The sequence below is a fragment of the Duganella sp. CY15W genome (assembly GCF_009857555.1).
GTDB classification, from domain to species: domain Bacteria; phylum Pseudomonadota; class Gammaproteobacteria; order Burkholderiales; family Burkholderiaceae_D; genus Rugamonas; species Rugamonas sacchari.
The window spans coordinates 318,990-342,638 of sequence record NZ_WWCQ01000002.1 but is presented as its reverse complement, the minus strand read 5'-3'; the positions used below and the strand labels follow the sequence as shown (position 1 = coordinate 342,638).

Below are 23,649 nucleotides of genomic sequence, written 5' to 3'. Positions count from 1 at the left end.
GTCTATACTCGCGAGTTCTCAATTTATTCTGCACATCGTATACGTTGAATCTGGCTGCTCCATGAGAGTGGCTGTTTGCGCCTCCGACGGCCCAATAAATCGAGAGAAGGTTTTTTGTCCCCGGCATTCTGACCGGGTTGTTAATGTTGTTATTTAGTTGGGTTTAGAACGATGCCAACCATCAATCAACTGATTCGCCAACCACGTACCAAACTGGTCGTGAAGAGCAAATCGCCGGCGCTGGAAAACAGCCCGCAAAAACGTGGCGTGTGCACCCGTGTGTATACCACCACTCCTAAGAAGCCTAACTCGGCACTGCGTAAAGTTGCCAAAGTGCGTCTGACCAACGGTTTCGAAGTTATTTCGTACATCGGCGGTGAAGGCCACAACCTGCAGGAACACAGCGTTGTTCTGCTGCGCGGCGGTCGTGTAAAAGACTTGCCAGGTGTGCGTTACCACATGGTTCGCGGTGCACTGGATACCCAGGGCGTTAAAGACCGTAAGCAAGCTCGCTCGAAATACGGTGCCAAGCGCGCCAAAGCGAAGAAGTAATCTACATTAATTGAGTTGAGCCGGTCGCGAGACCGAGTAAGTGGATGGCTATGATGGCCGCCGCGAGTGACCGCAAGGCACTCAACTGAAGATAAAAGGAAATGACATGCCACGTCGTCGTGAAGTACCCAAGCGCGAGATCCTGCCGGATCCAAAATTCGGCAACACTGATGTCGCCAAATTCGTAAACGTTCTGATGCTGTCCGGTAAAAAATCGGTTGCAGAAAACATCATCTACGGTGCCTTCGAGCACATCACCCAAAAATCCGGTAAAGATCCGCTGGAAGTGTTCGCCACCGCGCTGAACAACGCCAAGCCACTGGTTGAGGTGAAATCCCGCCGCGTTGGTGGTGCAAACTACCAGGTGCCGGTTGAAGTCCGCCCAGTGCGCCGTATGGCTCTGTCCATGCGCTGGCTGCGTGAAGCTGCGAACAAGCGCAGCGAAAAATCCATGCCACAGCGTCTGGCAGGCGAGCTGATGGAAGCCGCTGAAGGCCGTGGCGGTGCGATGAAGAAGCGTGACGAAGTTCACCGCATGGCTGAAGCGAACAAGGCGTTCTCGCACTTCCGCTTCTAATAAAATCGGCCAGATCCTGCGTGGTCTGGCTGTGATACGTTGTTCGAGGCCGGGCTCATTTTTTTCCCAAAAAATGGCGCTCGGTTTTGTCCATTAAACGATTTAGGATTAATTATGGCCCGCAAGACCCCCATCGAGCGCTACCGCAACATCGGTATCTCCGCTCACATCGATGCAGGTAAGACCACCACCACCGAACGCGTTCTGTTCTACACGGGCGTGAACCACAAGATCGGTGAAGTTCACGATGGCGCCGCCACCATGGACTGGATGGAGCAGGAGCAGGAACGCGGTATTACCATTACCTCGGCTGCGACCACCTGCTTCTGGAAAGGCATGGCGAACAACTTCCCAGAACACCACATCAACATCATCGACACCCCAGGCCACGTTGACTTCACCATTGAAGTGGAACGTTCGATGCGCGTGCTGGATGGTGCTTGCATGGTTTATTGCGCAGTGGGCGGTGTACAGCCACAGTCGGAAACCGTATGGCGTCAGGCTAACAAGTACAAAGTGCCACGTCTGGCCTTCGTCAACAAGATGGACCGTACTGGTGCGAACTTCTTCAAAGTGTACGAGCAGATGCGCGCACGCCTGAAGGCTAACCCAGTCCTGATCCAGATCCCGATCGGCGCCGAAGACAACTTCAAAGGCGTGATCGATCTGGTTAAGATGAAAGCGATCCTGTGGGACGACGCTTCGCAAGGCATGAAGTTCGACTACGTCGATATCCCTGCTGAGCTGGCTGATTCGGCTGCCGAGTGGCGCGAGAAGATGGTTGAAGCCGCTGCTGAAGCGAACGAAGACCTGATGAACAAGTACCTGGAAGAAGGCGACCTGACCGAAGCCGAGATCAAAAAAGCGCTGCGTGACCGTACCATCGCTTCCGAGATCGTTCCTATGCTGTGCGGTACCGCCTTCAAAAACAAGGGCGTACAGGCCATGCTGGACGCGGTCATCGAGTACCTGCCATCGCCTATCGACATCGCTGACGTTAAAGGCACCGATGAAGACGACGAGCCAGCTACCCGTAAAGCCGCTGACGACGAGAAATTCTCGGCGCTGGCCTTCAAGATCATGACCGACCCGTTCGTTGGCCAGCTGGCCTTCTTCCGCGTGTACTCGGGCGTGATCAACGCTGGCGATACCGTGTACAACTCGGTAAAAGGCCGTAAAGAGCGTCTGGGCCGTATTCTGCAGATGCACGCTAACCAGCGTGAAGAGATCAAAGAAGTGCGCGCGGGCGACATCGCTGCAGCAGTGGGTCTGAAAGACGTGACCACCGGCGAAACCCTGTGCGATCCACAATCGATCATCACCCTGGAAAAAATGGTCTTCCCAGAGCCAGTGATTCAACAGGCTGTGGAACCAAAAACCAAGGCTGACCAGGAAAAAATGGGTCTGGCACTGAACCGTCTGGCACAGGAAGATCCATCGTTCCGCGTGAAGACCGACGAAGAGTCGGGCCAGACCATCATCGGTGGTATGGGCGAGCTGCACCTGGAAATTATCGTTGACCGTATGAAGCGCGAATTCGGCGTGGAAGCCACCGTGGGCAAACCACAGGTTGCTTACCGCGAAACCGTCCGCAAATCGGTCAGCGATGTCGAAGGCAAGTTCGTCAAGCAGTCGGGCGGCCGTGGTCAGTATGGTCACGCTGTTGTGACCCTGGAACCACAGGAACAAGGTAAAGGCTTCGAGTTCGTCGACGCAATCAAGGGCGGTGTGATTCCACGTGAATTCATCCCTGCGGTTGAAAAAGGCGTGCGCGAAACCCTGAACACCGGTGTTCTGGCAGGCTACCCAGTGGTCGACGTCAAAGTCACCCTGACCTTCGGTTCGTACCACGATGTTGACTCGAACGAAAATGCATTCCGCATGGCCGGTTCGATGGCATTCAAAGAAGCGTGCCGTCGCGCCAATCCAGTCATTCTGGAGCCGATGATGGCAGTGGAAGTGGAAACGCCGGAAGACTACGCCGGTACCGTGATGGGCGACCTGTCGTCCCGCCGCGGTATGGTGCAGGGCATGGACGAAATCCCAGGCGGCGGCGGCAAGATCATCAAAGCCGAAGTACCGCTGTCGGAAATGTTTGGTTACTCGACCACCCTGCGTTCCGCAACGCAAGGCCGTGCAACCTACACCATGGAGTTCAAGCACTACTCCGAGGCGCCTAAGCACGTTATCGACGCGATCGTTACCGCGAAAGCTAAGTAATTCTGTAATTTTTGCGGCCGGGTAGATCATCCGGCCGCACATTTAAAAACTTTGTTCTGAGGAAGAATCAAAATGGCAAAAGAAAAGTTCGAGCGGACTAAACCGCACGTCAACGTAGGCACCATCGGTCACGTCGACCACGGCAAAACCACCCTGACCGCAGCAATCGCAACCGTTCTGTCGAAAAAATTCGGCGGCGAAGCGAAAGCCTACGACCAGATCGATGCTGCTCCAGAAGAAAAAGCACGTGGTATCACCATCAACACCGCCCACGTTGAGTACGAGACCGAAAACCGTCACTACGCTCACGTTGACTGCCCAGGCCACGCCGACTACATCAAAAACATGATTACCGGTGCCGCGCAGATGGACGGCGCGATCCTGGTGTGCTCCGCAGCTGACGGCCCAATGCCACAGACCCGCGAACACATCCTGCTGGCCCGCCAAGTTGGCGTTCCATACATCATCGTGTTCCTGAACAAGTGCGACCTGGTTGACGACGCAGAACTGCTGGAACTGGTCGAAATGGAAGTGCGCGAGCTGTTGTCGAAATACGAGTTCCCAGGCGACGACCTGCCAATCATCAAAGGTTCGGCACGTATGGCACTGGAAGGCGCCGCTGGCGAGATGGGCGAAGACTGCATCATCCGTCTGGCAGCAGCCCTGGACAGCTACATCCCAACCCCAGAGCGCGCAGTTGACGGTGCATTCCTGATGCCAGTGGAAGACGTGTTCTCGATCTCGGGCCGCGGTACCGTGGTTACCGGTCGTGTTGAGCGCGGCATCATCAAAGTCGGCGAAGAGATCGAAATCGTCGGTATCGTTGACACCGTGAAAACCACCTGCACCGGCGTGGAAATGTTCCGCAAACTGCTGGACCAGGGTCAAGCAGGCGACAACGTTGGTCTGCTGCTGCGCGGCACCAAGCGTGAAGACGTGCAACGTGGTCAAGTTCTGGCAAAACCAGGCTCGATCAAACCGCACAACCACTTCACCGGCGAGATCTACGTTCTGTCGAAAGATGAAGGCGGCCGTCACACCCCGTTCTTCAACAACTATCGTCCACAGTTCTACTTCCGTACGACTGACGTGACCGGTTCGATCGAACTGCCAGCGGACAAAGAAATGGTTATGCCAGGCGACAACGTGTCGATCACCGTTAAGCTGATCAACCCGATCGCAATGGAAGAAGGTCTGCGCTTCGCAATCCGCGAAGGCGGCCGTACCGTTGGTGCAGGCGTTGTTGCTAAAATCATCGCCTAATTTTTAAGCGCTGATGTAAGCAGGGGCGGCATGGTTGTGCTACCATGTCGCCCCTGCTGTACCACAATCGTTCTTTTTAAAATTGCTGGCGCTACAAAGTTGCCAGTTCGCTCTTTGAGGGAATTATCATGACCGTTACCAATCAAAAAATCCGCATCCGCCTGAAGGCTTTCGACTACAAGCTGATCGACCAGTCCGCACTGGAAATCGTTGACACCGCTAAGCGCACCGGCGCCGTTGTCAAAGGCCCAGTCCCACTGCCAACCCGCATCCAGCGTTTCGACGTTCTGCGTTCGCCGCACGTCAACAAAACCTCGCGCGACCAGTTCGAAATCCGTACCCACCAGCGCCTGATGGACATCGTTGACCCAACCGACAAGACCGTTGACGCACTGATGAAGCTGGACCTGCCAGCTGGCGTTGATGTCGAAATCAAACTGCAGTAATCGATTTTAAGCAGGCAGCTTCGGCTGCCAGCTGATGATGGGCCCGGACGTGCAAGCGTCCGGGCCCATTGTTTTTAGGTTGGCTTGTTTTTCAGTCGCCACAGCTTGCAAATAGCAATTAAGTAAAAGTATTGTTTTGGTAATTACTATATGATAATTTTATATAAATGAAACTAAAACAGGGAATGCAATGCTGACCGCCAAGCGTTTGAAGGAACTGATGTTTTATTTGCTGCTGCTGGCCGCAGGCCTGGGCGTGGGCTATGCCGCGACCCACGTGCGCGAGTGGATGGCGCCGCGCTACACGGAAGGCGATTATGCCGCCTATTTCGCGCAACACCAGACCCAGGTGGTCATGTATGGCACCAGCCATTGTCCCTATTGCGCCAAGACGCGCGACTATTTGCGTGAGCACGGCATTGCGTTTGCCGATCTCGATATCGAGAAGTCTGACCGCGCGCGCCAGGAATTCGAGCAACTGGAAGGGCGCGGCGTGCCGGTGATCCTGATCGGTAATCGCCGTATTGTCGGCTATCAGCCCGCCACGATCGCTGCGGCCCTTCAGCGCAGCACTGCGCTGGCCCGCCAGTGAGCTGAACTACACGCAGCACCCCGTTGTCGTGTCGGGAGCGCGCGTAGCGGCGTGCGCTCTGCCGTTCATCATCCGCTTGCATCTCTCTTGGAGCCATGAATATGAATAAAAAAATTGGGGTATTCCTGTTCGCCCTCGGCCTGGGCGTGTCGTCGGCGTTTGCCGGCACCCGTTGCACCAATAATTGCGATTACCTGGAGCAATATTGCCTGCGCCATGGTGGCAGCCATCAGGACTGCTACGTCCAGCGCCTGGACTGCTACGACACCTGCTCTGGTATCGACGGCAACTAAGCACCGCTAAGCTCGGGGTCCTGGACCCCGATGTCGCTACCATGGTGCCGGATACACGCCGGCCCATTGTTTTTTGCAGCGGGAACCGCTACAGTCCGTTGCCATGTTAGCTACCCTCGACGCCCACCTGCTTAATCTCAACGACCGCCAGCATCTGCGCGGCTGGCAGCGCTTTGCGCTGGAGTTCCTGTATTTTGGTATCAAGGAAGCGCGCGCCTGCCTGTTTGTCGCGCTGTTCTTTGCGGCCGTGGTCCTGGTACCGCGCGCCGGCCTGCTGGGCGTGCCGCGCTATGACCTGCTGCTGCTCATCGCGCTGGCCATCCAGGGCTGGATGGTGTGGGCCGGGCTGGAAACCTGGGACGAGCTCAAGGCCGTCTGCCTGTTCCACCTGGTCGGCTTCGGGCTGGAAGTGTTCAAGGTATCGGGCGCGATCCAGTCATGGAGCTATCCCGATTTTGCGTACACCAAACTGTTCGGCGTGCCGCTGTTTTCCGGCTTCATGTATGCGGCTGTGGGCAGCTACGTGATCCAGGCCTGGCGCCTGTTCGACCTGCGCATCCGCCATCATCCGCCGTACTGGATGGCGGTGCTGATTGCGCTGCTCATCTACGCCAACTTCTTTACCCACCATTACATCGGCGACTACCGCTGGTATCTGGCCGCGTGCGCGCTGGGCCTGTATGCGCGTACCACGGTGCTGTTCCGTCCGCTCGACCGCGAACGGCGCATGCCGCTGCTGCTGGCATTTGTGCTGATCGGCTTCTTCATCTGGCTGGCGGAAAACATCAGCACCTTCTGGGGCGTGTGGCGCTATCCGAACCAGCTGGGCGCCTGGTCGGTGGTGCATGTCAGCAAATGGAGCTCGTGGTCGCTGCTGGTGGTGATGACGTTTACCATCGTTGCCCATCTCAAGCATGTGAAAGCCCGGATTCACGTGCCGGAATAAAATATCCGCCAGCCTGGTTCGTCTCCAGGCTATGGATACCCCTACCTCTCCCCAACGCGCTGGCCGGTTCGAGTCGGCGCTGCAAAAATGGTTCACGCGTAGCGCGCAAGTGCTGGCGGTGGAACCGATTGGCGACAGCTTCCGCCTGGTCACACTGGGCGGCGGCGCTTTGCGCAACGTGGCCTGGACGCCCGGCGACAAGCTCCAGGTGCAGTTTGGCGGCTGGGTGCAGCGCACCTACACGCCGATAGACTGGGATGCCACCAACGGCCGCACCCGCATCCTGGTCTACCTGCATGGCGACGCGCCCGGCACCCGCTGGGCACGCGCGCTGCGTGCCGGCGACCCTTGCGTGTTCTTCGGGCCACGCCGCTCGGTACGCCTGGCGCCCGGCGCGTCGCCGGTGGTGCTGTTTGGCGATGAAACCTCGCTGGGACTGGCCGCTGCGTTGTCACGCCAGGCGACCTTGCACATGCTGTGCGAAGTCACGGCGCGCGCGGATGTGCTGGCGGTGATTGCGCATCTGGGGCTGGAGCATGTGCGGCTGGCCGCGCGCGGAGAGGGCGCCGCAGGCATGGCGGCTCTGCTGCAGGCCGATCCCATGGCCGACATCGTGCTGACCGGTCAAGCCAGCGCCATCCAGCAGGTCACCCGGATGTTGCGTGAACAGGGCCTTGCCAGCGGGCAGCGCCACAGCAAAGCCTATTGGGCCGCCGGCAAAACCGGGCTCGATTAACGTGCTCTGGCCCGGCTGCCGGATCACGATTGGCTGCCGGCGATGATCGTGTCTTGCTGCGGAATGGCACGTCCTGGCGGGCATGCCGCACGCCGTCCGCTTGCCCGGCGAGGCCGCCCCGGCGCTGTGATCGTTTCTCATTTTATTTGGCGCTTTTGCAAGAGTGGCTGAGTAAATGTGGTCGGACTTGACACAAAAAAACAACAAAAATATGGCAAATAGTTGTCACGGCCATAAAAAAAGTGAAATTTTCCTTTGTGAAGCTTGCAATATTGTGCGAAATTGCGCCCTTGGCGTTGAAAGTGACGGTCGCAGCAAGACGACCGCGTTAATCAGTGCCTTGAGAGAAAGACGAATTTCGAGTAACACGACTTCAGGGAGTAGTTTTGAAACACGAGCAGTTCTTCAAACAGAGCGCGCTGTCGCTGGCGCTCGCCATGGCTTTTGCCAATCAAGCCTCTGCACAACAAGCAGTAGAACCAGAAAAAATCCAACGCGTCGAAATCACCGGTTCCAGCATCAAGCGTACCGCCGCTGAAGCTGCCGGCTCGATCCAGGTGCTGGGCCGTGATGACATCGCCCGTACCGGCGAAACCACCGTGATGGGCATCCTCAGCTCGTCGTCGGCAATCGGCACCGACATCAGCTCGGCCAGCTCGTCCTCGGGCGGCTTCGCCACCGGTTCGTCCGCCGCCGGCATGCGCGGCCTGGGCAAGGTCGCCACGCTGGTGCTGGTCAACGGCCGCCGCATTGCGCAGTACGGCCTGTCCGACGGCGCCCAGCAAAACTTCACCAACCTGGACGCGATCCCGGCTGCTGCAGTGGAGCGCATCGAGATCCTGAAAGACGGCGCTTCGGCCATCTACGGTTCCGACGCCATCGCCGGCGTGATCAACATCATCCTGATGAAGGATTATGTTGGCGCCGAGATCAGCAGCAACTACAAGGAAGCCGACGGCTTCCGCGATATGCGCAACCGCAGCGTGTCGGGCAAGATCGGCTACGGCGATATCGATGAAAACGGCTTCAACACCTATGTGACCTACGAAGCGTACAAGAGCGACGGCTACACGTCGGACGACCTGCGCAACCACGTACCCGACTGGCACCGTCTGACCCCGGGCCGTTCGACCTGGGATAACCGCAGCACCTTCTCGCCAACTGGCAACTACTTCGTGAACGCGACCAACATCGTGGCCGCGCCGGGCTGCCCGGCGGGTAACGTCGATGCCAACGACAAACAGTGCAAGATGGACCTGCTGCCGTACACCGGCCAGACCACCAATGCCAAGCGTTATGCGGTCGCCAGCAACACCCACTTCCGCATTGGCAAAGCCATCGATGCCAACTTCGAACTGACCTACGCCAACGCGTCGAACGACTACATCGTAGCGCCGTTCGGCACCGCCAACGGCGGCACCACCTCTGCCAACAACCTGTGGTACAACGTTTACGGTGGCAAGCTGGTCGGCCCGTTCAACTATCCTAAGCTGCCAGTGGGCCACCCGAACAATCCATACTCGACGCCGGTGGAATACCGCGCCCGTCTGATGGACACCGGCGATGGTTTCAACTTCAACCGCACGGAATCCGACCAGTACCGCGCGATGCTGGCGCTGACCGGTGAAATCGGCGGCTTCGACTGGAAATCGGCATTCGGCCACATGGAGTCGAAAGCCACCAAGGCCACCCGCGCCCCAAGCGCCAAGGGCTACACCGACGCCATCGTCAACGGCACCTACAAGTTCGGCCAGAAGAATGACAGCGCGCTGCTGGAATCGATGTTCCCGGTACGTACCACCGAAGGCAAGGCGAAGATCACCTTCTTCGATGCCACCATTTCGGGTGAAGTCGCGCAACTGCCAGCCGGTCCGCTGTCGATCGCCGTGGGCACCGACATCCGCCGCGAATCGTATGAAATGAAGAGCTCGGACAACGTGCTGAACGGTGAGCTGGTGGGCATCTTCGGCCTGCAGGTCAAAGATGCGGTTGACCACTACGCCGTGTTCACCGAAGCCACCATCCCGGTGGTGAAAAAGGTTGAACTGAGCGCCGCGCTGCGCGCCGACAAATCCAGCCACAGCGAAGCGCACATTTCGCCGAAACTGGGTCTGCGCTACACCGTGACCGACGGCCTGCTGCTGCGTGCCACCGCTGCTGGCGGCTTCCGCGCACCGAACATCGTTGAATCCGGTAACGGCCTGGGCCGTAGCGCAATCAGCACCTCGGTGGAAGATCCACGCCGCTGCCCGATCGCCAACCAGCTGAACGCCCTGGTGCAGAACTCGCCAACCGCGACTGCTGGCGACAAGAACCTGGCCAACATCTACCGCGGTTACGACTGCTCGGGCTCGCTGCCGAGCTTCGCCTCGTCCAACCCGGACCTGAAGCCGGAAACCTCGCGTTCGCTGACCGCCGGTTTCGTCATCGAGCCCGTCAAAAACTGGACCGCTGCGATTGACTACTTCTTCATCGAACGCCGCAACGAAATCGGTACCCGTGGCACCACCGACATCCTGAAAGGCGAAGCCGCGCTGCCGGCCGGCCAGCTGATCCGGGTTGACAATAGCGCCACCGACAACGAGTTCCTGGCCCTGGTGGGCAAGTACGCACCAGGCAACACCATCAACTACGGTGGCGTTGGCAAACTGGGCATGGCGTATGATCCATACGTCAACAGCGGCCGTACCCGCGCTTCGGGCTTCGACTTCGACGCCTCGGGCCGTTTCGACACCGGCCTGGGCCAGGTTCGCATGAAGCTGGAAGGCGCCTACCTGTGGAAATACCAGTCGTTCTCGGTGGCGGACAATGCCTACGGTCCTAACCAGGCTGGCATGTACGCTTCGGGCAATAACACCTTTGCCAGTGGCTACCAGGGCCAGTCGCGCCTGAACGCCAAGTTCCGTCTGTTCCTGAAAAAAGACGCCTGGGATAATGGCATGACCATTAACTACCGCAGCGGCTACAGCAACAACAACGAAGCGTCGCCAACCTACTGCGCTACCCAGAAAGTGGCGGCCCAGTACCTGGACACCTGCGGCAAAGTGGGCAGCAACACCACCGTCGACTACAACCTGGCTTACACCGGCATCAACCATGTCCGCCTGAGCCTGTACATCGACAACATCTTCCAGATGGAAGCGCCGATGCAATGGCGTGATGGCTACCAGCCACAGTTCCGCAAGATTGGCGTTGGCGCAAACTACAAGTTCTAATCAGGTAGTGTGCTAAGCCCGAGGGGCCGGCCTGCCGCAGCAATGCGGTGGACCGGCCCTTTTTTTGCATGGGGCGACGCTTTGCGGCCCGGGCAGGGTGGTGAAATGGACAAGCTGGACCCGGTAGCAACGCCATCTTCCGCACCCGCCGGCCTGCGCCGCAAGCCGCATGGCGCCGTGGTTTGCACGGGGCTTGGCGGCCGCCGCAAAAAACTGACATACCTCGTACTAAGTTGTTGCGTCAAGCCCCAAATCAAGATACACTAGCCGGCTTCGGTATGGATTCATCTTTTTATTGGTCCGTACTAATTTTAGTAGTTCAACATATCCCCGCCCAATCGTAGGTGGGAATTGGAGAAAAAATGAGCCTTGGCCTCCTCGGTCGCAAGGTTGGTATGATGCGCATCTTCACCGATGACGGGGACTCGATCCCAGTCACCGTGGTTGACGTATCGAACAACCGTGTTGCGCAAATCAAAACCCCTGAAACTGATGGTTACACTGCAGTTCAGGTCGCATTCGGTCAACGTCGCGCTTCCCGCGTGACCAAAGCCGTTGCTGGTCACCACGCTAAAGCGGGTGTTGAAGCTGGTACTCTGCTGAAAGAGTTCCGCGTTGACGCTGCCAAAGCTGCCGAACTGAAAGCTGGCGCAGTTGTCGCCGCTTCGCTGTTCGAAGTTGGTCAAAAAGTCGACGTACAAGGTGTCTCGATCGGTAAAGGCTACGCCGGTACCATCAAGCGTCACAACTTTGCTTCGGGTCGTCAGACCCACGGTAACTCGCGTTCGCACAACGTTCCAGGTTCGATTGGTATGGCGCAGGATCCAGGTCGTGTATTCCCTGGTAAGCGCATGACCGGTCACATGGGTGACGTCACCACGACCGTGCAGAACCTCGAAATCGCCCGTATCGATACCGACCGCCAGCTGCTGCTGGTCAAAGGTGCGATCCCTGGCGCCAAAAACGGCCAGGTAGTGGTTTCGCCTGCTGTCAAAGTTAAAGCAAAGAAGGGAGCTTAAACGATGGAACTCAAGCTCTTGAACGCTCAAGGTCAAGCCGCCTCTAACGTAGCAGCTGCCGATACCGTCTTCGGCCGTGACTACAACGAAGCCCTGATCCACCAGATCGTCGTTGCTTACCAAGCCAATGCTCGCAGCGGCAACCGTAAACAAAAAGACCGTGAAGAAGTCCACCACACGACCAAGAAGCCATGGCGCCAAAAAGGTACCGGCCGTGCTCGTGCAGGTATGTCGTCGTCGCCACTGTGGCGCGGCGGTGGTCGCATCTTCCCGAACTCGCCTGACGAGAACTTCACCCACAAAGTGAACAAGAAGATGTACCGCGCTGGTCTGTGCTCGATTCTGTCGCAGCTGGCCCGTGAAGACCGTCTGGTCGTGATCGAAGATCTGTCGATCGAAGCACCAAAAACCAAGCTGCTGTCGCAAAAGCTGACCGGCCTGGGCTTCGACTCCGTGCTGATCATCACCGATACCGCCAACGAAAACCTGGAACTGGCTTCCCGCAACCTGCCGAACGTGCTGGTTGTCGAGCCACGTCACGCTGATCCAATGTCGCTGGTCTTCTACAAAAAGATCCTGGTGACCAAGGCTGCGCTGGCGAAGATTGAGGAGATGCTGGCATGAGCGCATTGAAATTTAGCGAAGAGCGCCTGCTGAAGGTGCTGGTAGCTCCAGTGATTTCCGAGAAGGCCACCATGGTCGCGGAAAAGAACGAGCAGATCGTGTTCCGTGTTACCACCGACGCGACCAAGCCAGAAATCAAAGCGGCCGTTGAACTGCTGTTCAAAGTCCAAGTGGAATCGGTGCAAACCGTGAACCGCGAAGGTAAGCAGAAGCGTTCCGGCGCCCATATCGGCCGTCGCAACCACACCAAGCGTGCTTTCGTGTGCCTGAAACCAGGCCAGGAAATCAATTTCACCGAGGAGGCTAAATAATGGCACTCGTTAAGATGAAGCCAACCTCCCCAGGCCGTCGCGGCATGGTGAAAGTTGTGAACTCGGACCTGTTCAAAGGTCGTCCGTTCGCAGCCCTGGTTGAGAAAAAATCGAAAACTGCTGGCCGTAACAACAACGGTCACATCACCACCCGTCATATCGGTGGTGGTCACAAGCAGCACTACCGCGTGATCGACTTCAAGCGTAACAGCAAAGATGGCATCCCAGCGAAAGTGGAACGTATCGAATACGATCCAAACCGCACGGCCCACATCGCACTGCTGTGCTACGCCGACGGCGCGCGCAGCTACATCATCGCCACCAAAGGTATGGCGGTGGGCGATGCGGTGATGACCGGTTCGGAAGCGCCGATCAAGTCGGGTAACTGCCTGCCGATCCGCAACATCCCAGTCGGTACCATCATGAACTGCGTCGAAATGCTGCCAGGTAAAGGTGCCCAGATGGCCCGTACCGCCGGCGCTGGCGTGGTGCTGATGGCGCGTGAAGGTACTTACGCTCAGGTGCGTCTGCGCTCGGGTGAAGTGCGTCGCGTGCACATCGAGTGCCGTGCGACCGTGGGTGAAGTCGGCAATGCCGAACACAGCCTGCGCAAGATCGGTAAAGCTGGTGCGATGCGTTGGCGCGGTGTTCGTCCTACCGTTCGCGGTGTGGTCATGAACCCGGTCGATCACCCGCACGGTGGTGGTGAAGGTAAAACCGCAGCTGGTCGTCACCCTGTTTCGCCATGGGGCCAACAGACCAAGGGTAAGAAGACTCGCAGCAACAAGCGTACTTCTTCGATGATCGTCTCGCGCCGCGGCAAGAAATAAGGATAAATCATGACTCGTTCATTGAAAAAAGGGCCGTTCTGTGACGCCCACCTGGTGAAAAAAGTCGAAGCCGCGCAAGCGACCAAAGACAAAAAGCCAATCAAAACCTGGTCCCGTCGCTCGACCATCATGCCTGACTTCATCGGCCTGACGATCGCTGTTCACAACGGCAAGCTGCACGTGCCAGTGTACGTTTCCGAGAACATGGTAGGTCACAAGCTCGGCGAATTCGCGCTGACCCGCACGTTCAAAGGCCATGCCGCTGACAAGAAGGCGAAGAAATAATGGAAACCAAAGCTATCCTCAAAGGCGTGCGCCTGTCGGACCAAAAGGGCCGTCTGGTTGCTGACCTGATCCGTGGCAAGAAAGTTGACGCAGCCCTCAACATTCTGCAGTTCAGCCCGAAAAAAGGCGCCACCATCATCAAGAAAGTGCTGGAGTCGGCAATCGCCAACGCCGAGCACAACGATGGTGCCGACATCGACGAACTGTTCGTGAAAACGATCTACGTTGAAAAGGGCCCGATCCTGAAGCGCTTCACCGCGCGTGCAAAAGGTCGTGGCGATCGTATCTCGAAACAATCGTGTCACATTTATGTGACCGTCGGCAACTAAGGAGCCAAGATGGGTCAGAAAATTCATCCAACTGGTTTCCGCCTGGCGGTAACCCGTAACTGGGCTTCGCGTTGGTACGCTGGCAATGGTAACTTTGCCGACATGCTGAACGAAGACCTGAAAGCACGTACCTACCTGAAAGCCAAGCTGAAGAACGCTTCGGTCGGCCGCATCGTTATCGAGCGTCCTGCCAAGAATGCGCGTTTCACCATCTACAGCTCGCGTCCAGGCGTGGTCATTGGTAAAAAAGGCGAAGACATCGAAGTACTGAAGTCGGCGCTGACCAAGATCATGGGCGTGCCGGTGCACGTGAACATCGAAGAAATCCGCAAGCCAGAAATCGATTCGCAGCTGATCGCTGACTCGATCGCTCAGCAGCTCGAAAAACGTATCATGTTCCGCCGCGCCATGAAACGCGCGATGCAGAACGCGATGCGCCTGGGCGCCCTGGGCATCAAGATCATGTCGTCGGGTCGTCTGAACGGCATCGAGATCGCCCGTACCGAATGGTACCGCGAAGGCCGTGTGCCACTGCACACCCTGCGCGCTGACATCGACTACGGCACTTCGGAAGCTTCGACCACCTACGGCATCATCGGTGTCAAGGTCTGGGTCTACAAGGGTGACCGCTCGCCGACCGGCGAAGCCCCTGTGATCGATACCCCGCCAGACGAGAAAAAGCCACGTGGCCCACGTCGTGAAGACGGCAAGCCAGCTGGCCGCCCACGCCCAGCTGGTGCTGGTGGCGCCCGCCGCGCTGCTAAGCCAGCCGAGAAAGCAGGAGAATAATCATGCTGCAACCAGCACGCAGAAAGTATCGTAAAGAGCAGAAAGGCCGTAACACCGGCATTTCGCACACCACCGGCACCAACGTGTCGTTTGGCGAGTTCGGTCTGAAAGCCGTGGCTCGTGGCCGTATCACTGCCCGTCAAATCGAAGCAGCGCGTCGCGCCATGACCCGCCACATCAAACGTGGTGGCCGTATCTGGATCCGTGTGTTCCCGGACAAACCGATCTCGAACAAGCCTGCCGAAGTCCGTATGGGTAACGGTAAGGGTAATCCAGAGTACTACGTCGCTGAAATCCGTCCGGGCAAAGTCCTGTACGAGATGGACGGCGTAGGCGAAGAACTGGCGCGCGAAGCATTCCGCCTGGCCGCTGCCAAACTGCCACTGGCGACCACGTTCGTGGTCCGTCAAGTTGGTCAATAACAGGAGTGAATTATGAAAGCATCTGAACTCCGCGGCAAAGACCAGGCAGCTCTGCAGAAAGAGCTGAACGATCTGCTGAAAGCCCAGTTCGGCCTGCGTATGCAAACTGCTACGCAACAGCTGAGCAACACTTCGCAGCTCAAGAAGGTACGTCGCGATATCGCACGCGTAAAAACGGTAATGAACACGAAGGAAGCAAAATGACCGAGCAAGTAAAGCTGAAGCGTACGCTGATCGGTAAAGTTGTGTCCGACAAGATGGACAAGACCGTTACCGTGCTGATCGAACGTCACGTGAAACACCCTCTGTATGGCAAGATCATCGTTCGTTCGGCCAAGTACCACGCCCACGACGAGACCAACCAGGTGAAAGCCGGTGATACGGTGGAAATCACCGAAGGTCGTCCGATCTCCAAAACGAAGGCATGGACCGTGACCCGTGTGGTGCAAGCCGCACAAATCGTTTAATTGAGAAGCGCGCCGCCAAGCCTGTGGTGTTGGCGGTGTTTTTCAATTAGTTCTTGCAAGCCCGCGAGTTGTATGTAATACTCGTGGGCTTCGTTCATGTAACGCCGCAAAGTGTCTGGCCACAGACGCTGAACCGTGCGGTCAGTATGCAGTTCGAAGGTCAAGCACCCAAGCAGCGGCGCCAGCAGGCGCTTCTGGCGGGACCAAGACTGACCGCAGGTCCGCATTGTGTGGATTCTTCGGCTTAAGTTGGGAAAGAGAATATTATGATTCAAACTGAAAGCCGGCTCGAAGTAGCCGACAACACCGGTGCCAAGGAAGTCATGTGCATCAAGGTGTTGGGCGGTTCCAAGCGCCGTTATGCTGGCATTGGCGACGTGATCAAGGTCACCGTAAAGGTGGCTCAGCCACGTGGTCGTGTCAAAAAAGGTGAAATTTATAACGCCGTGGTAGTGCGCACCGCTAAAGGTGTTCGCCGCCAAGACGGTTCCCTGGTGAAGTTCGACGGCAATGCCGCCGTACTGCTGAACGCCAAGCTGGAACCGATCGGTACGCGTATCTTTGGACCAGTGACGCGCGAACTGCGCACTGAAAAGTTCATGAAGATCGTGTCCCTGGCACCTGAAGTACTGTAAGGAGTCAGTAATGGATAAGATTCGTAAAAACGACGAAGTCATCGTTCTGGCCGGTAAAGACAAGGGCAAACGCGGTGTCGTTTCGCGTCGCGTAGACGCAGAACACGTTGTGGTTGAAGGCGTCAACGTTGCTAAGAAAGCGACCAAGCCGAACCCAATGACTGGCGTTCAAGGTGGTATCGTCGACAAGACTATGCCGATTCACGTGTCCAACGTTGCATTGTTCAATGCAGCGACTGGCAAGGCAGACCGTGTTGGTTTCAAAGATGTCGACGGCAAAAAAGTCCGCGTCTTTAAATCGTCCGGCGAAGTAGTGAAGGCTTAAGAAATCATGGCACGTCTCCAAGAATTCTATAAAGAAAAAGTCGTCGCTGACCTGACCGAGAAATTCGGCTACAAGTCGGTGATGGAAGTTCCGCGTCTGACCAAGATCACCCTGAACATGGGTGTGGGCGAGGCGATTGCGGACAAGAAGGTCCTCGAGCACGCGGTTGGCGACCTGACCAAGATCGCTGGCCAGAAGCCAGTGACCACCAAGGCACGCAAAGCGATCGCGGGTTTCAAAATCCGTGAAGGCTACCCGATCGGTACGATGGTGACCCTGCGCGGCGCCCGTATGTACGAGTTCCTCGACCGCTTCATCACCGTGGCCCTGCCACGCGTGCGTGACTTCCGCGGTGTGAATGGCAAGGCCTTCGATGGTCGTGGCAATTACAACATCGGTGTGAAAGAGCAGATCATCTTCCCTGAGATCGAGTACGACAAGATCGATGCGCTGCGTGGTATGAACATTTCGATCACCACCACCGCTAAGACCGACGACGAAGCGAAAGCTCTGCTCGCCGCCTTCAAATTCCCGTTCAGGAACTAAGAGATCATGGCAAAACTCGCACTGATTAACCGTGAAGCGAAACGCGTAGCGCTGGCGAATAAATTCGCCGCCAAACGCAGCTCGCTCAAGGCCATCATTGATGACCAGTCGAAGTCGGAAGAAGAACGTTACGAAGCGCGCCTGAAACTGCAAGCGCTGCCACGTAACTCGGCCCCGACTCGCCAGCGTAACCGCTGCGCCATCACCGGTCGTCCGCGCGGCACCTTCCGTAAATTCGGTCTGGGCCGTATCAAGCTCCGTGAATTCGCCATGCGTGGTGAAATTCCGGGTATGACTAAAGCTAGCTGGTAATAGGAGAATAAGCAATGAGTATGAGCGATCCTATCGCCGATATGCTGACCCGCATTCGCAACGCCCAAGGCGTTCAAAAAACGACCGTGGCCATGCCATCGTCGAAAGTCAAAGTAGCGATTGCCAACGTCCTCAAGGACGAGGGTTACATTGAAGATTTCGCAGTCGCTGAAGATGGCGGCAAGTCGGAACTGAAAATCGGTTTGAAATATTATGTCGGCCGTCCCGTCATCGAGCGCCTCGAGCGCGTGTCCCGTCCGGGCCTGCGCGTCTACAAAGGCAAAGACGAGATCCCTTCGGTAATGAATGGTCTGGGTGTGGCGATTGTATCGACCCCACAAGGCGTCATGACCGACCGCAAAGCACGCGCTACCGGTGTCGGCGGCGAAGTGATTTGCTACGTGGCCTAAGGAGTAAGACATGTCCCGAGTAGCTAAAATGCCTATCGCTGTGCCAGCTGGCGCTGATGTCGCCATCTCCGCACAAGCGATCACCGTCAAGGGCCCGCTGGGCGTCCTGACCCAGAGCCTGAACGGCCTGGTTAAAGTAGAAAACAACGCTGGTACCCTGAGCTTTGAGCCGTCCAACGACAGCCGCGAAGCCAACGCCATGTCCGGTACGCTGCGCGCACTGGTCAACAACATGGTGAACGGTGTGACCAAGGGCTTCGAGAAAAAGCTGAACCTGGTGGGCGTGGGCTACAAAGCCCAGGCCCAAGGTGACAAGCTGAACCTGTCGCTGGGTTTCTCGCACCCGGTCGTGCACGCCATGCCAGAAGGCGTGACCGTGACCACCGCCACCCCGACCGAGATCGTCATCAAAGGCATCGATCGTCAAAAGGTGGGTCAGGTTGCTGCAGAAGTTCGTGCTTACCGCGCTCCGGAGCCTTACAAAGGCAAGGGCGTCCGTTATTCGGACGAAGTGGTTAAGATCAAAGAAACCAAGAAGAAGTAATTAGGGGCTGACGATGGATAAAAAAGAATCTCGTCTGCGTCGCGGACGTCAAACCCGGATCAAGATTGCGCAACTGAAAGTGAACCGCCTGTCGGTTCACCGCACTAACCTGCACATCTACGCAAACCTGATCAGCCCGGAAGCCAAAGTACTGGTTTCGGCCTCGACCGTTGAAGCGGAAGTACGCGCTGAACTGGCTGGCCAATCGGGCAAGGGTGGCAACGCCGCCGCCGCCGCACTGGTCGGCAAGCGCGTAGCAGAAAAAGCACTCAAAGCCGGTATCACCGAAGTCGCCTTCGACCGTTCCGGTTTCCGTTATCACGGCCGTGTGAAGGCGCTGGCAGAAGCCGCGCGTGAAGCCGGTCTGAAGTTCTAAGGAACGATCATGGCAAAAATGCAAGCAAAAATGGCAAGCGACAAGCCGGATGATGGCATGCGCGAAAAAATGATCGCGATCAACCGCGTGACCAAAGTGGTCAAGGGTGGTCGTATCATGGGTTTCGCCGCGCTGACCGTAGTAGGTGACGGCGATGGCCGCATCGGCATGGGCAAGGGCAAGTCGAAAGAGGTACCAGTCGGTGTGCAGAAGGCAATGGAAGAAGCCCGTCGCAACCTGATCAAAGTACCACTGAAGAACGGCACGCTGCACCACACCGTCCTGGGTCGCCACGGCGCCTCGAAAGTCATGATGTCGCCTGCTAAACCAGGTACCGGCGTCATCGCTGGCGGCGCAATGCGCGCGATCTTCGAAGTCATGGGCGTTACCGACGTGGTCGCGAAATCGACCGGTTCGAGCAACCCGTACAACCTGGTTCGCGCCACGTTGGACGGCCTGGCTAAACTGAGCACTCCTGCTGACATCGCTGCGAAACGCGGCAAGTCGGTGGAAGAGATCCTGGGCTAAGGTGACCACATGACTACGAAAACCCTCAAAGTACAACTGGTGAAGGGCCTGATCGGCACCCGTCAAGACCACCGTGCCACCGTGCGCGGCTTGGGCCTGCGTCGTGTCAACTCGGTTGCAGAACTGCAGGACACCCCATCGGTACGCGGCATGATCAACAAAGTGTCGTATCTCGTTAAAGTAGTTGCGTAAGCCCCGGCTTACTCACGGAGAAATCATGGAACTGAATACCATTCAACCAGCCGACGGCGCCAAGCACTACAAGCGCCGCGTCGGCCGCGGTATCGGCTCCGGCCTGGGTAAAACCGCAGGCCGCGGCCACAAGGGTCAGAAATCGCGTTCGGGCGGCTTCCACAAAGTCGGCTTCGAAGGCGGTCAGATGCCTCTGCAACGTCGTCTGCCGAAGCGCGGTTTCAAGTCGCTCAACGCCACCTTCAAAGCTGAAGTGCGTCTGTCCGACCTGAACCACCTGGCCGTTGGCGATGTCGACATCCTGGTGCTGAAACAAGCTGGCGTACTGAGCGTGCTGGCACGTGATGTACGCGTCATTCTGTCCGGCGAGATCACCAAAGCGGTGAACCTCAAAGGCCTGAAAGTGACCGCTGGCGCGAAAGCCGCCATCGAAGCAGCCGGCGGCTCGGTAGCTTGAGCCACCGCTAACAGCTTGATCGGAGCGAAAATTGGCGACTAATCCACAATTGGCTAAAAGTGCAGCAGCTGGTTTCCCTTGGGGCCGGCTCTGGTTCCTGCTTGGCGCATTGGTGGTTTATCGTATCGGCGCTCACATCCCGGTTCCCGGGATCGATCCGGTACAATTGGCCGCGCTGTTCAAGTCGCAAGAGGGCGGCATCCTGGGCATGTTGAACATGTTCAGCGGTGGCGCGCTCGCGCGCTTCACGGTGTTTGCGCTGGGTATCACGCCGTACATTTCGGCCTCGATCATCATGCAGTTGGTGTCGATCGTGTCGCCGCAGATGGAAGCGTTGAAGAAGGAAGGCGAGGCTGGCCGACGCAAGATCACGCAGTACACCCGGTATTTCACGGTGTTGCTGGCGGCGTTTCAGGCGTTGGGCATTGCAGTCGCGCTGGAGTCGCAGGCAGGTCTGGTGCTGGATCCAGGCTATGCATTCCGTTTCGTGACGGTCGTTACGCTGTTGACCGGAACCATGTTCGTGATGTGGTTGGGCGAGCAAATTACCGAGCGTGGTCTGGGTAATGGCATCTCGATCATCATTTTCGCGGGTATCGCTGCCGGTCTGCCGGGCGCACTGGGTGGCCTCGGCCAGTCGGTGAGCAACGGTTCGATCGGTGCCTTGTCCGCGATCATCATCATGGCCTTGGTGGTGGCGGTGACGTTCCTGGTGGTATTTGTGGAACGTGGCCAACGCAAGATTCTGGTGAACTATGCGAAACGCCAGGTGGGTAACAAGATTTACGGTGGACAAACCTCGCACCTGCCATTGAAGTTGAATATGGCCGGCGTGATCCCACCGATCTTCGCTTCGTCGATTATCTTGTTCCCAGCAACGATCGTGGGCTGGTTTACGACGGGCGCCGATACGGCCAACCCGGCGGTCCGGTTCCTGAAAGATTTGGCAGCATCGATGGGGCCAGGCGAGCCCATCCACGCACTGTTGTACGCCATTGCGATCGTGTTTTTCTGTTTCTTCTATACAGCGCTGGTCTTCAACAGCAAGGAAACAGCAGATAACTTGAAGAAGAGCGGGGCCTTTGTGCCAGGGATCCGTCCCGGTGAGCAGACTGCCCGCTACATCGACAAGATTCTGACCCGATTGACACTGGCTGGCGCCATCTACATCACCTTGGTGTGTTTGTTGCCGGAATTCATGGTAGCCGAGTGGAAAGTACCGTTTTATTTTGGTGGTACTTCTCTGTTGATTATTGTGGTTGTGACCATGGACTTCATGGCCCAAGTACAAAACTACGTGATGTCGCAGCAATATGAATCGCTGCTGCGCAAAGCAAACTTCAAAGGCGGAATTCCGACGCGATAAGCGCGGTTTCAAACATACCGAATGGCAAAAGACGACGTCATACAGATGCAGGGCGAGATCCTAGAAAATCTCCCTAATGCAACATTTCGAGTAAAGCTGGAAAACGGGCACGTGGTGCTGGGGCATATTTCAGGTAAAATGCGGATGAACTACATCCGCATCCTGCCTGGCGATAAGGTGACGGTCGAACTGACACCTTACGACCTGTCCCGCGCCCGCATTGTGTTCCGGACCAAGTAATTTTAGATAATCGAACCTTAGAAGAGAGTTCATCATGAAAGTTAACGCCTCAGTCAAGCGGATCTGCCGCAACTGCAAGATCATCAAGCGCAAGGGCGTTGTTCGCGTAATCTGCGTCGAACCACGTCACAAGCAGCGTCAAGGTTAATAACCGTTATTTATCGAGGAATAACGAATGGCACGTATTGCAGGGGTTAATATCCCAAATCATCAGCACACCGTTATCGGCCTGACCGCCATCTACGGTGTTGGCCGTCCACGCGCGAAGTTCATCTGCGCGCAGACTGGTATTGCGACCAACAAAAAGGTCAAAGACCTGGACGACAGCGAACTGGAAAAGCTGCGCGATGAAGTAGCAAAATTCATCGTTGAAGGCGATCTGCGTCGCGAACTGTCCATGAACATCAAACGTTTGATGGACCTGGGTTGCTACCGCGGTATGCGTCACCGTAAGGGCCTGCCGGTCCGCGGTCAACGCACCCGTACCAATGCACGTACCCGCAAGGGCCCGCGCAAAGCCGCTCAATCGCTCAAGAAATAATCTAGGGAAATCACATGGCTAAGCAACAAAGCAGCGCAGCAGCAGCGCGCGTACGCAAGAAGGTCAAGAAGAACGTTGCCGAAGGTATCGCACACGTTCACGCTTCCTTCAACAACACCATCATCACCATCACCGACCGTCAGGGCAATGCCCTGTCGTGGGCGACCTCCGGTGGTGCTGGCTTCAAGGGTTCGCGTAAATCGACCCCGTTCGCAGCGCAGGTTGCTGCTGAAGCCGCTGGTAAAGTCGCGATCGAATGCGGCGTGAAGAACCTGGAAGTACGCATCAAGGGCCCAGGCCCAGGCCGTGAATCGGCAGTGCGTGCACTGAACAACCTGGGCATCAAGATCACCGAGATCCAGGACGTGACGCCAGTTCCACACAACGGCTGCCGCCCTCCAAAGCGTCGTCGTATCTAATGGCCGGACCGGCGTTGCCGGTCTCGCTGTTACACAATAAAGCTGGTGCAGGAAGCTGGTGACAGCTATACTGCCCGGCTATTGTCGTCTGTTGGCTTGCCAGCAGACTTTAAGCCACGTCTGGCTCTCAGCAGACCAGACTAGCGTTCAGCCCGCGTGGGTTGGAACGTCATTATTTTAAAAAGGAAGTACCGTGGCACGTTATATCGGACCAAAAGCAAAACTTTCCCGCCGTGAAGGCACTGATCTGTTCCTGAAGAGCGCCCGCCGCTCGCTGGACAGCAAATGCAAACTGGACGTCAAACCAGGTCAGCACGGCGTTAAGTCGGGCGCTCGTACCTCGGACTACGGCAACCAGCTGCGCGAAAAGCAAAAAGTGAAACGTATGTACGGCGTGCTGGAACGTCAGTTCCGTCGCTACTTCGCAGAAGCCGACCGCCGCAAAGGCAACACCGGCGAAACCCTGCTGAAGCTGCTGGAAGCCCGTCTGGACAACGTCGCGTACCGTATGGGCTTCGGTTCGACCCGCGCTGAAGCACGTCAGCTGGTATCGCACAAAGCCTTCACCGTGAACGGCAATGTGGTGAACATCGCTTCGTACTCGGTTAAAGTTGGCGACGTCGTTGCTGTGCGCGAAAAAGCCAAGAAACAAGTGCGTATCGTTGAAGCGCTGTCGCTGGCGGAACAAGTTGGCATGCCAGCTTGGGTGTCGGTTGATGCCAAGAAAATGGAAGGTACCTTCAAGTCCCTGCCAGAGCGCAATGAGATCGCTGCTGACGTCAACGAATCGCTGATCGTCGAACTGTACTCGCGTTAATCTGTCGTCTAAGTAGCACCAAAAC

Annotated in this window: 36 protein-coding genes; all 36 read left to right on the top strand. The window is 57.0% G+C overall.

Annotated elements, in window-relative coordinates:
- Window positions 1–171 precede the first annotated feature (171 nt).
- The 36 genes from rpsL (at window position 172) to rpsD (ending at window position 23,624) form a co-directional block, all read left to right on the top strand.
- On the top strand, window positions 172–552 hold the full coding sequence (rpsL, locus tag GTP58_RS11125; RefSeq protein ID WP_072789456.1) for a 30S ribosomal protein S12: 381 nt from the start codon (window positions 172–174) through the stop codon (window positions 550–552).
- A gap of 106 nt (window positions 553–658) precedes the next feature.
- Window positions 659–1,129 carry a 30S ribosomal protein S7 gene (gene rpsG, locus GTP58_RS11120; protein ID WP_072789459.1) on the top strand — a complete coding sequence of 157 codons (471 nt, stop codon included), beginning with the start codon at window positions 659–661 and terminating at the stop codon, window positions 1,127–1,129.
- Window positions 1,130–1,243: 114 nt separating this feature from the next.
- Window positions 1,244–3,349: an elongation factor G gene (gene fusA, locus GTP58_RS11115; protein WP_161077554.1), complete on the top strand. Its 2,106-nt coding sequence runs from the start codon at window positions 1,244–1,246 to the stop codon at window positions 3,347–3,349.
- Between the two features lie 72 nt (window positions 3,350–3,421).
- A complete protein-coding gene (gene tuf, locus GTP58_RS11110) occupies window positions 3,422–4,612 on the top strand; it encodes an elongation factor Tu (RefSeq protein WP_161077553.1) in 1,191 nt (396 codons plus the stop codon).
- Window positions 4,613–4,740: 128 nt separating this feature from the next.
- Window positions 4,741–5,058 carry a 30S ribosomal protein S10 gene (gene rpsJ / locus GTP58_RS11105; protein WP_072786805.1) on the top strand — a complete coding sequence of 106 codons (318 nt, stop codon included), beginning with the start codon at window positions 4,741–4,743 and terminating at the stop codon, window positions 5,056–5,058.
- A 190-nt stretch (window positions 5,059–5,248) separates the two neighbouring features.
- On the top strand, window positions 5,249–5,650 hold the full coding sequence (locus GTP58_RS11100; protein WP_229215538.1) for a glutaredoxin family protein: 402 nt from the start codon (window positions 5,249–5,251) through the stop codon (window positions 5,648–5,650).
- 101 nt (window positions 5,651–5,751) lie between these two features.
- Window positions 5,752–5,943, top strand: coding sequence for a hypothetical protein (locus tag GTP58_RS11095; RefSeq protein ID WP_161077552.1), 192 nt, complete (start codon window positions 5,752–5,754; stop codon window positions 5,941–5,943).
- A 103-nt stretch (window positions 5,944–6,046) separates the two neighbouring features.
- A complete protein-coding gene (locus tag GTP58_RS11090; RefSeq protein WP_161077551.1) occupies window positions 6,047–6,889 on the top strand; it encodes a DUF817 domain-containing protein in 843 nt (280 codons plus the stop codon).
- Between the two features lie 31 nt (window positions 6,890–6,920).
- The gene (locus tag GTP58_RS11085; RefSeq protein ID WP_161077550.1) at window positions 6,921–7,625 is read left to right on the top strand and encodes a siderophore-interacting protein; all 705 of its coding nucleotides are present in this window, start codon (window positions 6,921–6,923) and stop codon (window positions 7,623–7,625) included.
- A 386-nt stretch (window positions 7,626–8,011) separates the two neighbouring features.
- Window positions 8,012–10,840, top strand: a complete 2,829-nt coding sequence (locus GTP58_RS11080) for a TonB-dependent receptor domain-containing protein (RefSeq protein ID WP_229215537.1) — start codon at window positions 8,012–8,014, stop codon at window positions 10,838–10,840.
- Between the two features lie 362 nt (window positions 10,841–11,202).
- Window positions 11,203–11,859, top strand: a complete 657-nt coding sequence (gene rplC / locus GTP58_RS11075; RefSeq protein WP_161077549.1) for a 50S ribosomal protein L3 — start codon at window positions 11,203–11,205, stop codon at window positions 11,857–11,859.
- Between the two features lie 3 nt (window positions 11,860–11,862).
- Window positions 11,863–12,483 (top strand): 50S ribosomal protein L4, encoded by a 621-nt coding sequence (gene rplD, locus GTP58_RS11070; protein ID WP_072786810.1) that lies wholly within the window; start codon window positions 11,863–11,865, stop codon window positions 12,481–12,483.
- Window positions 12,480–12,794, top strand: a complete 315-nt coding sequence (rplW, locus tag GTP58_RS11065; RefSeq protein ID WP_161077548.1) for a 50S ribosomal protein L23 — start codon at window positions 12,480–12,482, stop codon at window positions 12,792–12,794. Before rplD ends, rplW begins: the two co-directional genes overlap by 4 nt.
- The gene (rplB, locus tag GTP58_RS11060; RefSeq protein ID WP_072786812.1) at window positions 12,794–13,624 is read left to right on the top strand and encodes a 50S ribosomal protein L2; all 831 of its coding nucleotides are present in this window, start codon (window positions 12,794–12,796) and stop codon (window positions 13,622–13,624) included. Before rplW ends, rplB begins: the two co-directional genes overlap by 1 nt.
- A gap of 9 nt (window positions 13,625–13,633) precedes the next feature.
- Complete coding sequence (gene rpsS / locus GTP58_RS11055; protein WP_050409767.1) at window positions 13,634–13,909, top strand: 30S ribosomal protein S19; 276 nt, start codon at window positions 13,634–13,636, stop codon at window positions 13,907–13,909.
- Window positions 13,906–14,238, top strand: a complete 333-nt coding sequence (gene rplV / locus GTP58_RS11050) for a 50S ribosomal protein L22 (RefSeq protein ID WP_174864456.1) — start codon at window positions 13,906–13,908, stop codon at window positions 14,236–14,238. Before rpsS ends, rplV begins: the two co-directional genes overlap by 4 nt.
- Window positions 14,239–14,247: 9 nt before the next feature.
- Window positions 14,248–15,027, top strand: a complete 780-nt coding sequence (gene rpsC / locus GTP58_RS11045; RefSeq protein ID WP_072786813.1) for a 30S ribosomal protein S3 — start codon at window positions 14,248–14,250, stop codon at window positions 15,025–15,027.
- Between the two features lie 2 nt (window positions 15,028–15,029).
- Window positions 15,030–15,449, top strand: coding sequence for a 50S ribosomal protein L16 (gene rplP, locus GTP58_RS11040; protein WP_072786814.1), 420 nt, complete (start codon window positions 15,030–15,032; stop codon window positions 15,447–15,449).
- A gap of 12 nt (window positions 15,450–15,461) precedes the next feature.
- On the top strand, window positions 15,462–15,653 hold the full coding sequence (gene rpmC, locus GTP58_RS11035) for a 50S ribosomal protein L29 (RefSeq protein WP_020704377.1): 192 nt from the start codon (window positions 15,462–15,464) through the stop codon (window positions 15,651–15,653).
- Entirely contained in the window at window positions 15,650–15,916 is a 267-nt protein-coding gene (gene rpsQ, locus GTP58_RS11030) for a 30S ribosomal protein S17 (RefSeq protein ID WP_072786815.1), read from the top strand. Before rpmC ends, rpsQ begins: the two co-directional genes overlap by 4 nt.
- A gap of 266 nt (window positions 15,917–16,182) precedes the next feature.
- Window positions 16,183–16,551 (top strand): 50S ribosomal protein L14, encoded by a 369-nt coding sequence (gene rplN / locus GTP58_RS11025; protein ID WP_050409761.1) that lies wholly within the window; start codon window positions 16,183–16,185, stop codon window positions 16,549–16,551.
- A gap of 10 nt (window positions 16,552–16,561) precedes the next feature.
- Window positions 16,562–16,876, top strand: coding sequence for a 50S ribosomal protein L24 (gene rplX, locus GTP58_RS11020; protein ID WP_056151015.1), 315 nt, complete (start codon window positions 16,562–16,564; stop codon window positions 16,874–16,876).
- A gap of 6 nt (window positions 16,877–16,882) precedes the next feature.
- Window positions 16,883–17,422, top strand: coding sequence for a 50S ribosomal protein L5 (gene rplE / locus GTP58_RS11015; RefSeq protein ID WP_072786817.1), 540 nt, complete (start codon window positions 16,883–16,885; stop codon window positions 17,420–17,422).
- Between the two features lie 6 nt (window positions 17,423–17,428).
- Window positions 17,429–17,734, top strand: a complete 306-nt coding sequence (gene rpsN, locus GTP58_RS11010; protein ID WP_072786818.1) for a 30S ribosomal protein S14 — start codon at window positions 17,429–17,431, stop codon at window positions 17,732–17,734.
- A 14-nt stretch (window positions 17,735–17,748) separates the two neighbouring features.
- Complete coding sequence (gene rpsH / locus GTP58_RS11005) at window positions 17,749–18,144, top strand: 30S ribosomal protein S8 (RefSeq protein ID WP_161077547.1); 396 nt, start codon at window positions 17,749–17,751, stop codon at window positions 18,142–18,144.
- A gap of 10 nt (window positions 18,145–18,154) precedes the next feature.
- The gene (gene rplF / locus GTP58_RS11000; protein WP_161077546.1) at window positions 18,155–18,688 is read left to right on the top strand and encodes a 50S ribosomal protein L6; all 534 of its coding nucleotides are present in this window, start codon (window positions 18,155–18,157) and stop codon (window positions 18,686–18,688) included.
- 13 nt (window positions 18,689–18,701) lie between these two features.
- Window positions 18,702–19,064 carry a 50S ribosomal protein L18 gene (rplR, locus tag GTP58_RS10995; RefSeq protein WP_072786821.1) on the top strand — a complete coding sequence of 121 codons (363 nt, stop codon included), beginning with the start codon at window positions 18,702–18,704 and terminating at the stop codon, window positions 19,062–19,064.
- A gap of 9 nt (window positions 19,065–19,073) precedes the next feature.
- Entirely contained in the window at window positions 19,074–19,592 is a 519-nt protein-coding gene (gene rpsE / locus GTP58_RS10990) for a 30S ribosomal protein S5 (RefSeq protein ID WP_072786822.1), read from the top strand.
- A 9-nt stretch (window positions 19,593–19,601) separates the two neighbouring features.
- Complete coding sequence (gene rpmD, locus GTP58_RS10985; RefSeq protein WP_072786823.1) at window positions 19,602–19,784, top strand: 50S ribosomal protein L30; 183 nt, start codon at window positions 19,602–19,604, stop codon at window positions 19,782–19,784.
- A gap of 25 nt (window positions 19,785–19,809) precedes the next feature.
- Window positions 19,810–20,241, top strand: a complete 432-nt coding sequence (gene rplO, locus GTP58_RS10980) for a 50S ribosomal protein L15 (RefSeq protein WP_072786824.1) — start codon at window positions 19,810–19,812, stop codon at window positions 20,239–20,241.
- A 31-nt stretch (window positions 20,242–20,272) separates the two neighbouring features.
- A complete protein-coding gene (secY, locus tag GTP58_RS10975) occupies window positions 20,273–21,607 on the top strand; it encodes a preprotein translocase subunit SecY (protein ID WP_072786825.1) in 1,335 nt (444 codons plus the stop codon).
- Between the two features lie 21 nt (window positions 21,608–21,628).
- On the top strand, window positions 21,629–21,847 hold the full coding sequence (infA, locus tag GTP58_RS10970) for a translation initiation factor IF-1 (protein ID WP_005663428.1): 219 nt from the start codon (window positions 21,629–21,631) through the stop codon (window positions 21,845–21,847).
- Between the two features lie 34 nt (window positions 21,848–21,881).
- Window positions 21,882–21,995 (top strand): 50S ribosomal protein L36, encoded by a 114-nt coding sequence (gene rpmJ / locus GTP58_RS10965; RefSeq protein WP_005663407.1) that lies wholly within the window; start codon window positions 21,882–21,884, stop codon window positions 21,993–21,995.
- Window positions 21,996–22,022: 27 nt separating this feature from the next.
- The gene (rpsM, locus tag GTP58_RS10960; RefSeq protein ID WP_072786826.1) at window positions 22,023–22,388 is read left to right on the top strand and encodes a 30S ribosomal protein S13; all 366 of its coding nucleotides are present in this window, start codon (window positions 22,023–22,025) and stop codon (window positions 22,386–22,388) included.
- A gap of 14 nt (window positions 22,389–22,402) precedes the next feature.
- A complete protein-coding gene (gene rpsK / locus GTP58_RS10955) occupies window positions 22,403–22,807 on the top strand; it encodes a 30S ribosomal protein S11 (protein WP_072786827.1) in 405 nt (134 codons plus the stop codon).
- A gap of 193 nt (window positions 22,808–23,000) precedes the next feature.
- Window positions 23,001–23,624, top strand: coding sequence for a 30S ribosomal protein S4 (rpsD, locus tag GTP58_RS10950; protein WP_072786828.1), 624 nt, complete (start codon window positions 23,001–23,003; stop codon window positions 23,622–23,624).
- Window positions 23,625–23,649: the final 25 nt, after the last annotated feature.

Bases quoted from the DNA above. Each gene is read 5' to 3' on its own strand.
- rpsL (WP_072789456.1), top strand. From the start codon at position 172: ATGCCAACCATCAATCAACTGATTCGCCAACCACGTACCAAACTGGTC.
- rpsG (WP_072789459.1), top strand. From the start codon at position 659: ATGCCACGTCGTCGTGAAGTACCCAAGCGCGAGATCCTGCCGGATCCA.
- fusA (WP_161077554.1), top strand. From the start codon at position 1,244: ATGGCCCGCAAGACCCCCATCGAGCGCTACCGCAACATCGGTATCTCC.
- tuf (WP_161077553.1), top strand. From the start codon at position 3,422: ATGGCAAAAGAAAAGTTCGAGCGGACTAAACCGCACGTCAACGTAGGC.
- rpsJ (WP_072786805.1), top strand. From the start codon at position 4,741: ATGACCGTTACCAATCAAAAAATCCGCATCCGCCTGAAGGCTTTCGAC.
- GTP58_RS11100 (WP_229215538.1), top strand. From the start codon at position 5,249: ATGCTGACCGCCAAGCGTTTGAAGGAACTGATGTTTTATTTGCTGCTG.
- GTP58_RS11095 (WP_161077552.1), top strand. From the start codon at position 5,752: ATGAATAAAAAAATTGGGGTATTCCTGTTCGCCCTCGGCCTGGGCGTG.
- GTP58_RS11090 (WP_161077551.1), top strand. From the start codon at position 6,047: ATGTTAGCTACCCTCGACGCCCACCTGCTTAATCTCAACGACCGCCAG.
- GTP58_RS11085 (WP_161077550.1), top strand. From the start codon at position 6,921: ATGGATACCCCTACCTCTCCCCAACGCGCTGGCCGGTTCGAGTCGGCG.
- rplC (WP_161077549.1), top strand. From the start codon at position 11,203: ATGAGCCTTGGCCTCCTCGGTCGCAAGGTTGGTATGATGCGCATCTTC.
- rplD (WP_072786810.1), top strand. From the start codon at position 11,863: ATGGAACTCAAGCTCTTGAACGCTCAAGGTCAAGCCGCCTCTAACGTA.
- rplW (WP_161077548.1), top strand. From the start codon at position 12,480: ATGAGCGCATTGAAATTTAGCGAAGAGCGCCTGCTGAAGGTGCTGGTA.
- rplB (WP_072786812.1), top strand. From the start codon at position 12,794: ATGGCACTCGTTAAGATGAAGCCAACCTCCCCAGGCCGTCGCGGCATG.
- rpsS (WP_050409767.1), top strand. From the start codon at position 13,634: ATGACTCGTTCATTGAAAAAAGGGCCGTTCTGTGACGCCCACCTGGTG.
- rpsC (WP_072786813.1), top strand. From the start codon at position 14,248: ATGGGTCAGAAAATTCATCCAACTGGTTTCCGCCTGGCGGTAACCCGT.
- rplP (WP_072786814.1), top strand. From the start codon at position 15,030: ATGCTGCAACCAGCACGCAGAAAGTATCGTAAAGAGCAGAAAGGCCGT.
- rpmC (WP_020704377.1), top strand. From the start codon at position 15,462: ATGAAAGCATCTGAACTCCGCGGCAAAGACCAGGCAGCTCTGCAGAAA.
- rpsQ (WP_072786815.1), top strand. From the start codon at position 15,650: ATGACCGAGCAAGTAAAGCTGAAGCGTACGCTGATCGGTAAAGTTGTG.
- rplN (WP_050409761.1), top strand. From the start codon at position 16,183: ATGATTCAAACTGAAAGCCGGCTCGAAGTAGCCGACAACACCGGTGCC.
- rplX (WP_056151015.1), top strand. From the start codon at position 16,562: ATGGATAAGATTCGTAAAAACGACGAAGTCATCGTTCTGGCCGGTAAA.
- rplE (WP_072786817.1), top strand. From the start codon at position 16,883: ATGGCACGTCTCCAAGAATTCTATAAAGAAAAAGTCGTCGCTGACCTG.
- rpsN (WP_072786818.1), top strand. From the start codon at position 17,429: ATGGCAAAACTCGCACTGATTAACCGTGAAGCGAAACGCGTAGCGCTG.
- rpsH (WP_161077547.1), top strand. From the start codon at position 17,749: ATGAGTATGAGCGATCCTATCGCCGATATGCTGACCCGCATTCGCAAC.
- rplF (WP_161077546.1), top strand. From the start codon at position 18,155: ATGTCCCGAGTAGCTAAAATGCCTATCGCTGTGCCAGCTGGCGCTGAT.
- rplR (WP_072786821.1), top strand. From the start codon at position 18,702: ATGGATAAAAAAGAATCTCGTCTGCGTCGCGGACGTCAAACCCGGATC.
- rpsE (WP_072786822.1), top strand. From the start codon at position 19,074: ATGGCAAAAATGCAAGCAAAAATGGCAAGCGACAAGCCGGATGATGGC.
- rpmD (WP_072786823.1), top strand. From the start codon at position 19,602: ATGACTACGAAAACCCTCAAAGTACAACTGGTGAAGGGCCTGATCGGC.
- rplO (WP_072786824.1), top strand. From the start codon at position 19,810: ATGGAACTGAATACCATTCAACCAGCCGACGGCGCCAAGCACTACAAG.
- infA (WP_005663428.1), top strand. From the start codon at position 21,629: ATGGCAAAAGACGACGTCATACAGATGCAGGGCGAGATCCTAGAAAAT.
- rpmJ (WP_005663407.1), top strand. From the start codon at position 21,882: ATGAAAGTTAACGCCTCAGTCAAGCGGATCTGCCGCAACTGCAAGATC.
- rpsM (WP_072786826.1), top strand. From the start codon at position 22,023: ATGGCACGTATTGCAGGGGTTAATATCCCAAATCATCAGCACACCGTT.
- rpsK (WP_072786827.1), top strand. From the start codon at position 22,403: ATGGCTAAGCAACAAAGCAGCGCAGCAGCAGCGCGCGTACGCAAGAAG.